The organism is Propionivibrio sp. (assembly GCF_047602565.1).
Lineage (GTDB): Bacteria > Pseudomonadota > Gammaproteobacteria > Burkholderiales > Rhodocyclaceae > Propionivibrio.
The window spans coordinates 4,802,586-4,816,877 of the sequence record NZ_JASGGX010000001.1 but is presented as its reverse complement, the minus strand read 5'-3'; the positions used below and the strand labels follow the sequence as shown (position 1 = coordinate 4,816,877).

General features: G+C 70.3%; 13 protein-coding genes. 3 read left to right on the top strand and 10 right to left on the bottom strand.

The window, feature by feature from the left end; all coding sequences use genetic code 11:
- Positions 1 to 28 precede the first annotated feature (28 nt).
- On the top strand, positions 29 to 643 hold the full coding sequence (locus QM701_RS22790) for a c-type cytochrome (protein ID WP_415169278.1): 615 nt from the start codon (positions 29 to 31) through the stop codon (positions 641 to 643).
- 136 nt (positions 644 to 779) lie between these two features.
- Here QM701_RS22790 and QM701_RS22785 read toward each other — a convergent pair whose 3' ends face one another.
- The 6 genes from QM701_RS22785 to QM701_RS22760 all read right to left on the bottom strand — a co-directional run bounded on the left by QM701_RS22785 (position 780) and on the right by QM701_RS22760 (position 8,434).
- A complete protein-coding gene (locus QM701_RS22785; RefSeq protein ID WP_415169277.1) occupies positions 780 to 1,493 on the bottom strand; it encodes a tetratricopeptide repeat protein in 714 nt (237 codons plus the stop codon).
- Positions 1,490 to 3,391 carry a heme lyase CcmF/NrfE family subunit gene (locus QM701_RS22780; protein ID WP_415169276.1) on the bottom strand — a complete coding sequence of 634 codons (1,902 nt, stop codon included), beginning with the start codon at positions 3,389 to 3,391 and terminating at the stop codon, positions 1,490 to 1,492. The genes QM701_RS22785 and QM701_RS22780 overlap by 4 nt, the downstream gene beginning before the upstream one ends.
- Positions 3,392 to 3,461: 70 nt before the next feature.
- Positions 3,462 to 5,183: an ammonia-forming cytochrome c nitrite reductase subunit c552 gene (locus tag QM701_RS22775; protein ID WP_415169275.1), complete on the bottom strand. Its 1,722-nt coding sequence runs from the start codon at positions 5,181 to 5,183 to the stop codon at positions 3,462 to 3,464.
- Between the two features lie 198 nt (positions 5,184 to 5,381).
- Complete coding sequence (locus QM701_RS22770; protein WP_415169274.1) at positions 5,382 to 6,692, bottom strand: ATP-binding protein; 1,311 nt, start codon at positions 6,690 to 6,692, stop codon at positions 5,382 to 5,384.
- Complete coding sequence (locus QM701_RS22765; protein ID WP_415169273.1) at positions 6,689 to 7,351, bottom strand: response regulator; 663 nt, start codon at positions 7,349 to 7,351, stop codon at positions 6,689 to 6,691. The genes QM701_RS22770 and QM701_RS22765 overlap by 4 nt, the downstream gene beginning before the upstream one ends.
- Before the next feature lie 81 nt (positions 7,352 to 7,432).
- Positions 7,433 to 8,434 carry a YeiH family protein gene (locus QM701_RS22760; protein WP_415169272.1) on the bottom strand — a complete coding sequence of 334 codons (1,002 nt, stop codon included), beginning with the start codon at positions 8,432 to 8,434 and terminating at the stop codon, positions 7,433 to 7,435.
- Positions 8,435 to 8,526: 92 nt separating this feature from the next.
- Between QM701_RS22760 and QM701_RS22755 the strand changes: the two genes are divergently transcribed.
- Positions 8,527 to 9,408 (top strand): LysR substrate-binding domain-containing protein, encoded by an 882-nt coding sequence (locus tag QM701_RS22755; RefSeq protein WP_415169271.1) that lies wholly within the window; start codon positions 8,527 to 8,529, stop codon positions 9,406 to 9,408.
- A 62-nt stretch (positions 9,409 to 9,470) separates the two neighbouring features.
- Here QM701_RS22755 and QM701_RS22750 read toward each other — a convergent pair whose 3' ends face one another.
- Positions 9,471 to 9,884, bottom strand: coding sequence for a cupin domain-containing protein (locus QM701_RS22750; RefSeq protein ID WP_415169270.1), 414 nt, complete (start codon positions 9,882 to 9,884; stop codon positions 9,471 to 9,473).
- Positions 9,885 to 10,001: 117 nt separating this feature from the next.
- Between QM701_RS22750 and QM701_RS22745 the strand changes: the two genes are divergently transcribed.
- Positions 10,002 to 11,450 carry a tetratricopeptide repeat protein gene (locus tag QM701_RS22745; protein WP_415169269.1) on the top strand — a complete coding sequence of 483 codons (1,449 nt, stop codon included), beginning with the start codon at positions 10,002 to 10,004 and terminating at the stop codon, positions 11,448 to 11,450.
- Here the strand turns inward: QM701_RS22745 and QM701_RS22740 are convergent.
- The 3 genes from QM701_RS22740 to QM701_RS22730 are packed head-to-tail and all read right to left on the bottom strand — an operon-like array spanning position 11,395 to position 14,267.
- A complete protein-coding gene (locus QM701_RS22740) occupies positions 11,395 to 12,168 on the bottom strand; it encodes an ABC transporter ATP-binding protein (RefSeq protein ID WP_415169268.1) in 774 nt (257 codons plus the stop codon). The two genes, QM701_RS22745 and QM701_RS22740, sit on opposite strands and share 56 nt — an antisense overlap.
- Positions 12,165 to 13,238 (bottom strand): FecCD family ABC transporter permease, encoded by a 1,074-nt coding sequence (locus QM701_RS22735; protein ID WP_415169267.1) that lies wholly within the window; start codon positions 13,236 to 13,238, stop codon positions 12,165 to 12,167. The genes QM701_RS22740 and QM701_RS22735 overlap by 4 nt, the downstream gene beginning before the upstream one ends.
- 24 nt (positions 13,239 to 13,262) lie before the next feature.
- Entirely contained in the window at positions 13,263 to 14,267 is a 1,005-nt protein-coding gene (locus QM701_RS22730) for an ABC transporter substrate-binding protein (protein ID WP_415169266.1), read from the bottom strand.
- Positions 14,268 to 14,292 lie beyond the last annotated feature (25 nt).

The following is a 14,292-nucleotide window of genomic DNA, read 5'->3' as shown; positions in this document are numbered from 1 at the left end:
GTCGCCTCCAACATCAGGGAGTTCCCGCATGAGTCCGCACCACCTGCCAGGCGCTCCGGCGATCGCCGCCGGCGCCCTCCTCGCCTGCTTTTTCGCGTTCATGCCCGAGGACGGACGGGCGGCCGACGGGCGCCAGATCGCCGCCGCCAAGTGCGCCACCTGCCACGGCAACGACGGCGCCGGCGGCGAGCCGGACGTCCCGCGCATCGCCGGCCTGCAGCCGGCCTACCTCGCCAGGCAATTGAAGGAATTCGCCGACGGCCGGCGGCGCAACGAGGACATGGCCCAGCTGGGCGCGGCATTGAGCGAGGACGAAATCCGGGCCGTCGCGGCTTGGTACGGCGGCCGGAAGATGCCTGCCGGCAGTCCCGGCGACCCCGCGCTGGCCGAAGCCGGCCGGCAGATCTACGAGGACGGCAACGGCGATCCGGCGGTGCAGCCCTGCGCGTCGTGCCACCAGCCCGACGGCGCCGGCAACGCGCGCTTCCCCCGGCTGGCGGGCCAGCAGCGGCCGTACGTCGCGAAGCAGCTCGGCGAGTTCAAGAGCGGGCGCCGCGCCACCGACCCGCAGATGGCCGACATCGCCAGGCGCCTCAAACCCCAGGAAATCCGGGCGCTGGCCGAGTACGTCGGCGGTCTTTAGCAGTCGGTCACACCTGAACGCAAGGATAGCCACGTCATCCCGGCGCAAGCCGGGATCCAGCGGTGCGCCACTGGATTCCGGGCCAAGCCCGGAATGACGGATTCCGAAGGTCCGTTTGATTCATCGTGACTAGCTACTAGGGCACATCCTGGCGCTTGGGCGGCGGCTCCAGCTGCGCCCGGCCGCCCAGCCCGGAGGCATGCTCGGCCTTGCCGCGCGCGTCCTTCAGCGCCCTCTCGATGTCCTGGTAGAACTCGCTCTCCGGCGGCAGGCGCTTGAGGAGATAGCGCCAGTAGTACGCGGCCTGAGCCCATTCCTCGCGCTGGTAGGCGGCGAGGCCGGCGAGTTCCAGCGCCTTTTCCTCCTGCGGGTCGAGCTCCAGCGCCTCGGCGATCAGGGCGCGCGCCCGGCCTTGCAGGTTGCCCTGGTCGGCCAGCGCCACCGCCTCGGCGTACTGCGCCAGCATCCGCGCCTGCCCCGGCGCCAGCTTGACGGCGCGCGCCAGCGCCGCCTCGGCGTCGGCCACGCGCTGCAAGGCCAGGTAGGACTGGCCCAGCACGAACCAGCCCTCGGCGTCGTCCGGCTTGTCCTTGAGGCGCTTTTCCAATGCAGTAAGCATGGCGTCAACGTCGTGGCTCTTGCCCTGCAGCGCCGGCTGCGCGTCGAGAACCGCCGGCGCGCCCAGCTGGCGGTACAGCCCGAAGCTGGCCAGCGGCACGAGTACCGCCAGCAGCATCAGCCAGCGGCGTCCCGCCGGCTGTTCACCCTCTTCCGCCGCGCGCAGCAGCGGCGCCAGCACGCAGGCCAGCGCCAGCAGTACCATCGCGGCGGCCAGCAGCCAGAAGCTCATTCCCCGTCTCCCTGCCGCGCCCTGCGCCGGCCCAGCGCGGCCAGCGCGGCGCCGAGCGCCATGGTCATCGCGCCGGCCCAGATCCAGCCGACGAACGGCTTGTGGAAGATGCGCACGGTCCAGGTCGCGTGGCTGACCGGATCGCCGAGCACGACGTAGAGGTCGCCGGCGAGGCCGTAGCGGATCGCCGATTCGGTCATCGGCATCTTCGAGGCGTGATAGACGCGCTTTTCCGGGTGCAACTCGGCGACCGCCGCGCCGTCGCGGCTGACCGCCAGCGTGCCGCGCACCGCCGAGTAGTTCGGCCCCGGCACTTCCACGACGCCCTTGAACAGCCACTCGTGGCCCGCCACCACGGCCGATTCACCGGCGGACAGGGTCACCGCCCGCTCGCTCTCGAACGCCGTCACCAGGCCGATGCCGACCAGGCCGACCGCCACGCCGCAATGCGCCAGGCCCATGCCCCATTGCGCCAGCGAACCGCCCCGCCGCACGAGCCGCGGCAGCGTGGACAGGACGATCCACGCGGCCAGGCCGACGCCGAGCGCGGCCTGCCAGCGCAGTTCGCCGTAGGCCAACGACAGCGCCGGCCCGAGGATCGCCGCCCCGATCGCCGGCCACGCCGCGCCCGCCAGCACCTCGCGCGGATCGGCCCGTTGCCAGAGCACGCGCGGCCCGATGCCGAGCAGCAGCAGCGCGGGCGCCATCAGCGGCACGAAGACGCTGTTGAAGTACGGCGGGCCGACCGACACCTTGCCCTGGCCGAGCGCGTCGAGCGCCAGCGGGTAGAGCGTGCCGAGCAGCACCGTGCCGGTGGCCACCAGCAGCAGCACGTTGCCGGCGAGGAGCAGCGTTTCGCGCGAGCACGGCGCGAAGCCCGCCTCGCCGCCGGCCTTCGGCGCGCGCAGCGCCAGCACCCACAGCGCGGCGCCGACCAGCACGGCGAGCAGGAGCAGCAGGAAGAAACCGCGCGCCGGGTCCTGGGCGAAGGCGTGCACCGACGAGAGCACGCCCGAGCGGACCAGGAAGGTGCCGATCAGCGACAGGGCAAACGCGCCGATCGCCAGGAACACCGTCCACACCTGGAAAATGCCGCGTTTCGCGGTGGCGGCGAGCGAGTGCACCAGCGCCGTGCCGACCAGCCAGGGCATCAGCGAGGCGTTCTCGGTCGGGTCCCAGAACCACCAGCCGCCCCAGCCCAGTTCGTAGTAGGCCCACCACGACCCGACCATGATGCCGAGGGTCAGGAACAGCCAGGCGACCAGCGTCCACGGCCGCGCCCGGCGCGCCCAGCCGGCGTCCAGGCGGCCCGCGAGCAGGGCCGCCACGGCGAAGGCGAAGGCCACCGAGAAGCCGACGTAGCCCATGTACAGCAAGGGCGGGTGGATGATCATGCCGGGGTCCTGCAGCAGCGGGTTGAGGTCCAGCCCCTCGGGCGGCGGCGGGTCGAGGCGCATGAAGGGATTGGAGGTGAACAGGATGAAGGCCAGGAAACCCGTGCTCACCAGCCCCAGCACGGCGAGCGCGCGGGCCGCCAGCGCATCGCCGGTGCGGCGCGCCGACGCCGCCACGGCGACGGTCCAGGCGGCCAGGATCAGCGCCCACAGCAGGATCGACCCCTCGTGCGAACCCCACGTCGCGGTGAGCCGGTACGCCGCCGGCAGATGGCGCGAGGAGTGCTCGGCGACGTTGAGTACCGAAAAGTCGTTCACGTAAAACGACCACGCCAGCGCGGCGAAGCCCAGCGCGACGAATAGGCCCTGCCCGGCGGCCGCACCGCGCGCCGCCGCCATCAGCCGGGCGCTGCCGCGCGCCGCGCCGGAAAAGCCCAGCACGCTCTGCAGCAGCGCCAGCTGCAGCGCGAGGATGAGGCCGAGGTGGCCGAGTTCGGGAATCATCAAGTCATCGGAAAACGGTCAAAAAAAGGGGCGCGGCATCCCGCGCCCCGCGGTGTCGATCAATCCCGCTTCACTTCTTCGCCGCGATCGCGTCGTTCAGCACCTTGATGCCGGCCTGCGATTCGTCGACCGAGCGCGTCAGCGTGTCGCGCGCCGCGCCGGGGTTGTGGAAGCCGTCGGAGTTCTCGGCGGTCCACCATTCCCAGTAGATGTGCGCCTGATCGTGGTGCGCCTGCGCCTTCTTGATCGCCTCCTCCGGCACGCCCGCCGCGCGGGCCCTGGCGAAGGTGTCGATCAGCTGCGCCAGCCAGTACTCGGCCTTGGCCATCTTGCCGCGCGTGTAGTTCTGGATCGAGTCGATCAGGTACAGCGACTGCTGCTCGTTGAGATCGGCATGGCACGCCACGCAGGTGTCCTTGACGTTGTAGCGCGGCGAACGCTGGAAGTGCGAGGTGTAGGTCTTGCCGTCCTGCTTGACCTTCGGCATGTGGCAGTTCTTGCACTCGACGCCTTCCCGCTCGTGCTTGCTGCCCCAGAACGTTTCCGTATCCGGATGCTGCAGCTTGGAGAGCAGCGCGCCGGTGGCGGCGTGCTTGAAGTCCTTGAAGTTGATCTTCTCGACCGCCGCCTTGTAGTCATACACGTTGGCCCAGAAGAAGTGGTTGGTGCGGCGGTCGGCCATGGTCACGCTGAACTCGCCGGTGCGCGTGTCGAAGCCCGGATTGCAGTTGTACTCGACGTGGCATTGCGCGCACATCAGGTTCGAATCCGGCTTGCTCAGCACGCCGATGGCGCGAAAACCGTCGCGGAAGGTCACCTTCTTCATGGTGATCTTCTCGCTCTTGGCCTTGTCGTTCGGATAGGTGCCCATGCCGCGGTCGACCACCGCCTCGATCAGCGCGTCGCGCACCACGCGCGGGGCGGTCGAGTGCGGATCGTGGCAGGTGTAGCAGTTGAGCGGATGCTTCAGATCGCGCACGAAGTCGACCACCTTCGAGGTCCGCGCCCACTTGGCCTTCGGATCGGGGTCGCCCATGTACTTCCACTTCAGGATGTGGTCCTGCGTCTTGCAGTTCAGGCACACCGGGTTGGAGGCCGTAGCGGTCTGCGGCATGAACACCTTCTGGTCGCTGCTCGACGGATCGGCATCCTTGAGCACCGCGCTCCACAGCTGCGTTTCCGCGCCCTTGCCGTCGGTCAGCAGCGTCCAGTCGTTGAGCTGGAAGCGCCCGCCGTAGCCGCGGTCGACCAGCAGCTGGTCGAGCAGCATGAAGATGTGGCTGCGCGGCTCGGCATGCTCCTTGGTGAAGCCGTGCGGCGCCAGCAGCTTCTCGAACAGCGGCGAACGGCCCCGGTAGGTGCCCTTCTCGAGGCGCGCCTTGGACTCGTAGTTGATCATCACGAAGGAGTCGTACTGCGGCTGGTGGCAGGTGCCGCAGGCGGCGTGGTCGGTGCGCGTGGCGATCGGCGCCTTGCCGTCCTTGGCCACGTGATCCTCGAAATTGGTGTGGCACGACGCGCAGTTCACGCCGGCGTGCTTGCTCGCCGCGTGGAACTCCTTGATGTCCTTGTGGCAGGAATAGCAGAGGCCCACGTCGGCGGGCTTCTCCTTGGCCAGCGCCGTCTTGGGCAGCGCGTTGCGCATCTGGTCGATGGTGGTCTGGGTGATCTGGTCCTGCTGCTTGACCACCGCCGGGTCGGGCTGTCTGGCCTGCGCCGCCGGCCCGCCGAAAATCGTGGCGCAAACGATCCCCGCGCCCGCCACGAAACGCATCAATGCTTTTGCTCCCATGTCTGCCTCCGATCGACTCCCTGCCGCACGCGCGCATAAGAAATCCGCCGGGCGGAGCGAGCCCCTGTTGTTGTTGATTGGCGAGCCCCTGGTGTTGCTTATTGTCGTTCTGCCGGGAAGCCGATGGACTGCCGAAGAATCCCTGTACCAGACGCTACCACGATGGCATCGCCGGTGGATTTGATATTAATCAAAAAATCAAACCGTGTCGTCCCCCTTGGCGGGGAATTCGACCCGTGCCGACAGGCCGCCCCCGTCGGCGTCGAGCAGGCGCACCGCGGCGCCGTGGCGCTGCGCGATCGTCCTGACGATGGCCAGGCCGAGCCCGGCGCCCGGGCCGCCGCCGCGGCGGTAGAAGCGGTCGAACACGCGCTCGCGCTCCTCGGCCGGGATGCCCGGCCCGTTGTCGGCGACTTCCAGCCAGGCCGCGCCGTCGCGGACGCCGCAGCTGACGTCGACGCGCCCGCCTGCCGGCACGTAGCGCAGCGCGTTGCCGATCAGGTTGGCGAGCAGGATGCGCAGCGCGCCCCGGTCGCCGGCGACCGTCGCGGCCTCGTCCGCCCGCGCCAGTCCGAGGTCGATGTTGCGGGCCGCGGCCAGGCGGGTGTGCTCGATGATCGCTTCGCGCAGCAGCTGCGCGAGGCCGATCTCGGCGAACACCGATTCGGCGGCGCCGGGCTCCTGGCGGGCCAGGGTCAGCATCTGCCGCAGGGTGTGCGTGGCGCGCTGCAGCCCGTCCTTCAGGTCGGCGAGCGCGGCCGCCCGGTCCTCGGCGGATTCGGCGCGCTCGACGAGCTGGGTCTGCAGCTGCAGCGCCGTCAGCGGCGTGCGCAGTTCGTGCGCGGCGTCGGCGACGAACGCCCGCTGCGCGTCGAGCGAGGCCTTCAGGCGGATCAGCAGGTCGTTGAGCGCGGCGACCAGCGGCCGCACTTCCTCGGGCACGTCGCCGGCCGGCAGCGGCGCCAGCGAATCGGGCGTATGCGCCTGCACCGACTGCGCCAGCCGCCCGAGCGGCCGCAGCCCGCGCCCGACCAGCCACCAGATCAGCAGGCCGAGCACCGGCAGCAGGACGAAGAACGGCTTCAGCGTACGCAGGGCGGACCTCGCCGCCAGGCGGTCGCGCACGCGCATCGGCTGGGCCACGGCAATAGTCTGCCCGTGGTACTGGATGGCGTAGAGGCGCCACGCGCCTTCGGCCGTCTCGGTCGTCGAATAGCCGAGCCGGGTCAGTTCCGGCAGCACGTCGTGCGGCCGGGAAAAGAACACCGTCAGGCCGGATTCGTTCCACACGCGGATCACGTAGTCCAGGCTCTCGTCGCTCGCCAGCGCCTCGGCGGAGCCCTGGAAACGCTGATCGCGCAGGGACAGGGCGATCTGTTCGAGGTGGTAGTCGAAGAGCACGCCGGCCTCGTCGCGCGCCGCCCGGTAGGTGGCCCAGCCGCCGACCAGCATCGCGGCGCACAGCGTGCCCAGCAGCGCGAGCAGCAGGCTGCGGCGGATCGAGTTCATGAGCCGGCCGGCACCATGTAGCCGACGCCGCGCACGTTGCGGATCGCGTCCGCGCCGAGCTTGCGGCGCAGCGAGTGGATGTACACCTCGACGGCGTTGCTCTCGATCTCCTCCTCCCAGCCGTACAGGCTTTCCTCGATCTGGGCGCGCGAGAGCGGCACGCCGGGCTGCTTCATCAGCGCGTGCAGCAGCGAGAATTCGCGCCGGGACAGCGCGACCGGCGCGCCGGCGAGCGTCACCGCATGCGTCGCCGGATCGAGTGCGAGCGGGCCGACCTCGATCACCGGCGCGGCGCGGCCGCCCTGCCGCCGCATCAGGGCGCGCACGCGCGCCGACAGTTCGTCGAGGTCGAAGGGCTTGACGAGGTAGTCGTCGGCGCCGGCGTCCAGCCCCTTGACCCGGTCCGCCACCGAATCGCGCGCGGTGATCACCAGCACGGGAATCGCCACGCCCCGGCGGCGCAGCCCGGCGAGGAGTTCGAGGCCGTCCTTGCGCGGCAGGCCGAGGTCGAGCAGGATCATCTCGTGTACTTTGTCGGCCAGCGCCAGTTCGGCCGCCGCGCCATCGCGCACCCAGTCGACGGTGTAGCCCTCCTGCCTCAGCCCGCGCTGGACGCTGGCGCCGATCATCGGGTCGTCTTCGACAAGCAACAGGCGCATGCGCCGCCCTCCACTCCGTTGTGCCACGAAGCGCGATGATACTGCGCGGGGATTCCCGCGTCAGAGGCCGCGCGCGGCCGCTCAGGCGGCGAGCCAGTTGACCAGGCCGCCGACGGCCACCAGGTGCACGAACAGCCCGGCGCCCAGCAGCAGCGGCCGGACGCCCGCCTGGCGCATGCGCGCGAGGTTGGTGTCGATGCCCAGCGAGGCCATCGCCGCCGTCAGCAGCAGCGCGCCGGCGAGGCGCAGCGCATCGACCACGCCGGCGGGCAGGATGTGCAGCGAATTGACGCCGGCCAGCGCGGCGAACGCAACGGCGAACCACGGCACCGGCACGGCGTGCCGCCCGCCGCGATCGCCGAGGAACCAGCCGAGCGAAAGCAGGAAGGGCACCAGCAGCAGCACGCGGATCATCTTGACGATCACCGCGCTGTCCGCGACGTGGCCGCCGAGCGAACTGCCGATGGCCACCACCTGCGCGACCTCGTGCACCGTCGAACCGACGTAGATGCCGAAATCGAGGACGCCGCCGAGCCAGGCGTGGAGCGCCGGGTAGAGCAGCATCGCCAGCGTGCCGAACAGCACCACGGTGGCCACGGCGACGGCGCTCTTTTCCGCCACCGCGCCGTGTTCCGAACGCAGCATCGGCACGGTCGCGACCACCGCCGCCGCGCCGCAGATCGCGCTGCCGGCGGACGCCAGCAGCACGGTCTCGCGGTCCATGCCGAGCAGGCGCCGGCCGACGAACCCGCCGACCAGCAGGGTCGAGACGACCATCACCACGTCCACCAGAATGCCCGTGCTGCCGACCTGGATGATCTGCTGGACGCTCAGGTTGAACCCGTAGAGCGCCACCCCGGCGCGCAGGAGACGGCGCTGCGCAAAGGCCAGCCCGGGCCGGAAGCGGTCCCGCCCCAGGCCGGGAAAGGCGTTGCCGAGCGCCGCCCCGAGCAGGATCGACAGCGTCAGTGAGCTGGCGCCGTACCGCCGCAGACCTTCCCATTGCGCCAGCCCCCACGCCGTCGCCGCGATCAGGGCGACCAGCGCCATGCCGGATGAAACACCGCCGCTTTTGTTCTCCATGTCCCATGTTCTTGAAAGCGATGGCGAAGGCTAATCGCTGGCGATACAATCCGTAAAACAGATTATTTGAATAATTTCAATTTATTTTTCTGATGAAAATCACGCTCCGCCAACTGGAAGTCTTCGCCGCCATCGCCGGGCGGCGGCACGTCACGCGCGCCGCGGAAGCCATCGCCATGACGCAGTCGGCCGCCAGCACGGCGCTCGCCGAGCTCGAACAGCAGCTCGAAACCAAGCTGTTCGACCGCATCGGCCGCCAGCTGCTGCTCAACGAAGCCGGCCGGCAGCTGCTGCCGAAGGCGCTGGACGTGCTCGACCGCGTGCGCGAGATCGAGGCGGCGGCGCGTAGCGGCGAGCCGGCCTTCGACCTGCACCTCGGCGCCAGCCTGACCATCGGCAACCACCTGCTGCCCGGCCTGCTCGCCGAACTCGGCCGGCGGCATCCGCACGGCGAGGTGCGCCTGTCGCTGAAGAACACCGAGCAGGTCGTCGCCGACCTGCTGAACTACCGCATCGACCTGGGTTTCGTCGAAGGCCCGGTGCAGGACGAACGCCTGCAGCGCTTCGTCTGGCACCAGGACCGGCTCAGCGTGTTCGCCGCCCCGGAGCACCCGCTGGCCGGGCGGACGGCGAGCCACGGCGACCTGAAGGACGTGGGCTGGGTCGTGCGCGAGAAAGGCTCGGGCACGCGCGACGTCTTCGACCGGGCGCTCGCCAGCGCGGCCCTGCCGCGCCGCGTCGCCTTCGAACTCGAACAGCCCGAGGCCATCCGCCAATGCGTGCGCAACGGCCTCGGCCTGGGCTGCCTGTCGCTGCTGGAACTGCGCGATGCGTTCCAGGCCGGCTGGCTGGCGCCGGTCGGCACGCCGTTCCTCAACCTGGAGCGGCAGTTCCAGGTCATCCTGCATCGCGACAAGCACCTCAGTCCCGGACTGCGGGCGATTCTCGCGCTGTGCGGGGTGGACGGGGTCTGATGCCGGCGGGAATATGCCGCCCCGTGCGCATTCACCTCATGCCGTATGCGGCACCGCGCCGATCACGCAGCGGCATCCGTGACGGCCGCGTATTGTTCGTCGCTCACTTTTTCCAGCCAGTCGACGGTCCTGCCGTCCATCTGTTCCTGGATGGCGATGTGCGTCATGGCCGTCGTCGGCGACGCGCCGTGCCAGTGCTTTTCGCCCGGCGGAAACCAGACCACGTCGCCCGGCCGGATGGCCTCGACCGGCCCGCCCCAGCGCTGCGCGAAGCCATGGCCGGCGGTGACGATCAGCGTCTGGCCGAGCGGGTGCGTGTGCCACGCCGTTCTCGCCCCCGGCTCGAAGGTGACGCTGGCGCCGGCGGCCCGGGCATCGGTCCTCGGCGAAAACAACGGATCGATGCGCACCGTTCCGGTGAAGTATTCCGCTGACCCGGCATGCGACGCCTGCGAACCACAACGCTTGATTTCCATATACCGCTCCTTTCGGTTGCCTCGAAATGCCGCGGCCGTTCCGCCGCCGCCCTGCTGTAACCAGGGACCGAATCCGGCACAATGCGGTTCCTTCCCCAACCGTGCCGCCGACCCGACGTGACGACCGACCCTTGCAGCAGCGACGATGCGAAACGCCGGCACGCCGAGGCCGAGGCGCGCTTTCTCGCCGGCGTGGAATTCCTCGAACGGGGCGACACGAAGTCCGCCGAGCGCTGCTTCCGCGAAGCCTTGTCCTTTTCCGACGCACTGGCCGGCGCCGCGGCCAACCTGGGCTACATCCTCGACCAGCGCGGCCAGCAGGAAGCCGCCGAGGCCTACCTGCGCCGCGCGCTCGAACTCGACCCGCACTGCGCGACGGCGGCGCTGAACCTCGGCGCGCTGCTGACCACCGCCGAACGCTTCAAGGAAGCCGAGGCGATGTGCCTGAAGGCGGTCGCCCTGCGCTCCGAATCGCCGCGGCCGTGGTCGAATCTCGGCGTGCTGTACGCCGGCCTGAAGCGCGAGGCCGAAGCCGAGCAATGCCACCGCACCGCGATGGCGCTCGACGCCGGCAACCTCGCCGCGCGCTTCAACCTCGCCTACCTGCTGCTGCGCCAGGGCCGCTACGAGGAAGGCTGGGCATGCCTGGAGGCACGCCGCTGGTACGCCGCCTTCGCCGCGCGCATGCCCTGCCCGCGCTGGCAGGGCGAGCCGCTCGCCGGCAAATCGCTGCTGATCGGCTACGAGGCCGGGCACGGTGACATGATCCAGTTCGTCCGCTACGCCGCCGTGCTGCGCGAGCGGCAGCCGCGGTCGATCGACCTCGTCTGCCATCCGGCGCTCACGACGCTGCTCGCGGGCCAATGCGGCATCGACCGCGTTTTCGGATTCGACGAGGCGATTCCGGACGGCGGCTGGGATTACTGGACGCCGCCGCTGAGCATTCCGTATCACTGCCGGACCACGCTCGAAACGATTCCGGCGCGCCTCCCCTACCTGCGCGCGGCGCCGGCGAGGATCGCCGCCTGGCAGCCCCGCCTGCCCGCCGGCGGGCTGAAAGTGGGCCTGGTGTGGAAAGGCAACCCGCGCTTCGAGAACGACGCGCACCGCTCGCTGCCGTCGCTCGCCACCCTGGCGCCGCTCGGCGGCGTTCCGGGCATCCGGTTCGTCGGCCTGCAGAAAGGCGCCGGCGAGGACGAGGCCTTGCATCCGCCCGCCGGATTGCAGCTGACCAGCCTCGGCCCGCAGCTCGCCGATTTCGCCGACACGGCGGCGGTGGTCAGCCAGCTCGACCTGGTCATCGGCGTCGACACCGCCGTCGCCCACCTCGCTGGCGCGCTCGGCGTGCCGTGCTGGATTCTGCTCCCCGACTACCAGACCGACTGGCGCTGGCTGAAGGAGCGCGCGGATTCGCCATGGTATCCGGGCGTCGTGCGGCTGTTCCGGCAGACGCGCATGGGCGAATGGGGCGGCACGGTCGAGGCATTGCGCGATGCGTTGGCCGAACGTTTCAGCAAAGCTCGTCCGGCAGCAGTTCGATCCGCGGCCGGCCGGTCCGGGGGCTGATCCGCACCCTGGCGGAGACGCCGTAAACTGCGGCGATGATCGGTTCCGTCAGCACCTCCGCCGGCGTGCCGCAGTGCACCAGGCGGCCGTCCTGCAACAGGAACAGCCGGTCGCAGTAGTGCGCCGCGATGTGCAGCTCGTGCAGCGCGGCGATCGCGGTCAGGCCCAGGCCGCGGATCAGGTTCATGATCTCGAACTGATGGCGCACGTCCAGGTGGTTGGTCGGCTCGTCGAGCACCAGCAGCCCGGCTTCCTGCGCCAGCGCCCGGGCGATCAGCACGCGCTGCTTCTCGCCGCCGGAAAGCGTGCCGAACGCACGTCCGGCCAAGTGGTCCACGCCGACCCGCCGCAACGCCTCTTCCACGATCGCGAAATCGTCCGGCCCGTCGCGTTCGAAGGCGGTGCGATGGGCGGTGCGGCCCATCAGCACCATGTCGCGCACGGTGAAGCCGAATTCGCCCGCCTGTTCCTGCGCGAGCACGGCCATGCGGCGCGCGTTCTCGCGCGCGGAAAGCCGCCAGACGTCGCGGCCGTCGACCAGCGCGTGGCCGGCGGCCGGGCGCAGCACGCGGTAGATCATGCGCAGCAGGGTCGACTTGCCGCTGCCGTTGGGACCGATCAGCCCGACCAGCTCGCCCTCGGCGACGCGCAGCGAGACCTCCTCCACGATGTAGGACGCGGCCGCCTGCCAGCTCAGGCCACGGGTTTCCAGCCTCATCGCCCGACTCCCGCCAGCAGCCCCTCGCGGTACAGCATCCAGACGAAGAAGGGGCCGCCGATCAGCGAGGTGATGACGCCGACCGGAATTTCCGTGGGCGCGAAGCACACCCGGGCCAGCGCGTCCACCCAGACCAGGAAGATCGCGCCGATCAGCGCCGCCACCGGCAGCACGCGGCCGTGCTCGCTGCCCACCAGCATGCGCGTGACGTGCGGAATCATCAGGCCGATGAAGCCGATGCAGCCGCTGATCGCCACCATCACCCCGGTGAGCAGCGAGACGAAGAGAAACAGCCGGCGCCGCAGGCGCGTGGTGTCCACGCCCAGCGTGCTGGCGGTTTCATCGCCCACCAGCAGGGCGTTGAGCGCGCGGGCCTGGGCGACGAGCAGCGCGATGCCCGCCAGCAGCAGCATAGCCGGCAGTCCCAGCTGATGCCACTTGGCGCCGGCCAGGCTGCCGAGAATCCAGCTCAACACGGAATTGGCGAGTTCGCGCTGCGCCGCAGTGAGAGTGATCAGGCTGGTCACCCCGCTCAGGCAGTAGCCGATGGCGACGCCGCCGAGGACCAGCCGGGGCGCCAGCAGGCGGCCGTTGGCGTGGGCCAGCAGGTACACCGCGCCGCTGGCGGCGAGCGCGCCGCCGAAGGCGCCGACCGGCAGCGCGTAGCGCCCGGCGAAGCCGAACAGGCCGTAGGCCAGCACACTCACCGCGCCGACTGAGGCGCCGGAGGAGACGCCCAGCAGATAGGGATCGGCCAGCGGGTTGCGCACCATCGCCTGCATGGTCACGCCGACCACGGCCAGCCCGGCGCCGACCACCGCCGCCAGCAGCACGCGCGGCATGCGGATCAGCCAGACGATCTGGTGGTGCGCCAGGCTCCAGTCGCCGGGCGATGTCTCGAACCCCAGGAACCCGGCCAGCTCGCGGGCGGTGATCCGCCAGACGGTGGCCGCCGAGATGTCCACCGGCCCGAGCGTGATGCCCAGGGTGAGCGACACGGCCAGCAGGCCCGCCAGCGCCGCCAGCAGCCAGGAAAATCTCTGCCGCCGGGCGGCTTCGGAACAAGGCATGGCGGTCGCGCGCATGGGGCCGGCTCAGCGGAAGCGTTCGGGATGGAACGCCGTCGCCAGCATGCGCGTGCGCTCCACGTTGCGCGGACCGGGCGTGGCCTCCGCGTATTCGAGGACGCGGAAGTTCTTCCTGCGGATCGCCGTGACCTGCGCCAGCTCCGGCTTGCCGAGCAGGAAGTCGATCTTGCCCTGCGCGTCCGGCCGATCGTAGTCGACGATCACGATCCATTCCGGATCGCGCTCCACCACGGCCTCCCAACTGCCCTTGACCCAGCTGTTCTGCACGTCGTCGAAGATGTTGCGGCCGCCGGCCGCCTCGATCATGGCGTTGGGCATGCCGAAGCGGCCCGAGGTGGTGAATAAGGCCTCGGTCCCGCTGTCGTAAACCAGCACTCTGGGCCGGTATTCGATGCCCTGCAGGGCCGTGGCGATGGCCCGCAACTCGGCCCGCTGCTGCTCGACCAGCGCCCGCACGCGCGCTTCGACGCGGAAAATCCGTCCCAGGTTGAGCATGTCCTCGAAGGTGTCTTCCAGCGACACGCGGGCGCGTGCCGTCTTGCGCACGCAGGATTCGGTCAGGACGTAGGACTGGATGCCGAACTCCCGCAAGGCCACGGGCGTGACCTCGCCCTCGCGGAAGCCGTAGCTCCAGCCGGCGAACACGAAATCGGCCTGGGCGCCGACGATCGCTTCCAGGCTCATGCCCTGGCGGGACAGCTCTGGCACGCCGGCCAGGCGCTCCCGGTACTGCGGCGCGATGTTCTTGTTGTTGCGGATGCCGCTGTACCCGACCAGGGCATCGCCCAGGCCGAGATACAGGAACATTTCGGTGATGTTGACGTCATGCGTGACCGCCCGCCGCGGCACCTTGTCGTAGCGCACCGTTTCGCCGCAGACCTCGACGCTGACCGGCGGTACCGGGGTTGCGTCAACGGGCGCGGCGGCACGCTTCTCCGGCGGCGGCTTTCCGGCCGGCGGCGGGCTCTCGGGCGAACAGGCAACCAGCAGGCCCAGCCCGAGAGCCAGCAACCCGGCGCGGCACCGCCGCCGGGAA

Coding starts and splice junctions, on each gene's coding strand:
- QM701_RS22760 (WP_415169272.1), bottom strand. CDS start 8,434: ATGGAGAACAAAAGCGGCGGTGTTTCATCCGGCATGGCGCTGGTCGCC.
- QM701_RS22755 (WP_415169271.1), top strand. CDS start 8,527: ATGAAAATCACGCTCCGCCAACTGGAAGTCTTCGCCGCCATCGCCGGG.
- QM701_RS22750 (WP_415169270.1), bottom strand. CDS start 9,884: ATGGAAATCAAGCGTTGTGGTTCGCAGGCGTCGCATGCCGGGTCAGCG.
- QM701_RS22740 (WP_415169268.1), bottom strand. CDS start 12,168: ATGAGGCTGGAAACCCGTGGCCTGAGCTGGCAGGCGGCCGCGTCCTAC.
- QM701_RS22790 (WP_415169278.1), top strand. CDS start 29: ATGAGTCCGCACCACCTGCCAGGCGCTCCGGCGATCGCCGCCGGCGCC.
- QM701_RS22785 (WP_415169277.1), bottom strand. CDS start 1,493: ATGAGCTTCTGGCTGCTGGCCGCCGCGATGGTACTGCTGGCGCTGGCC.
- QM701_RS22735 (WP_415169267.1), bottom strand. CDS start 13,238: ATGCCTTGTTCCGAAGCCGCCCGGCGGCAGAGATTTTCCTGGCTGCTG.
- QM701_RS22770 (WP_415169274.1), bottom strand. CDS start 6,692: ATGAACTCGATCCGCCGCAGCCTGCTGCTCGCGCTGCTGGGCACGCTG.
- QM701_RS22780 (WP_415169276.1), bottom strand. CDS start 3,391: ATGATTCCCGAACTCGGCCACCTCGGCCTCATCCTCGCGCTGCAGCTG.
- QM701_RS22765 (WP_415169273.1), bottom strand. CDS start 7,351: ATGCGCCTGTTGCTTGTCGAAGACGACCCGATGATCGGCGCCAGCGTC.
- QM701_RS22775 (WP_415169275.1), bottom strand. CDS start 5,183: ATGGGAGCAAAAGCATTGATGCGTTTCGTGGCGGGCGCGGGGATCGTT.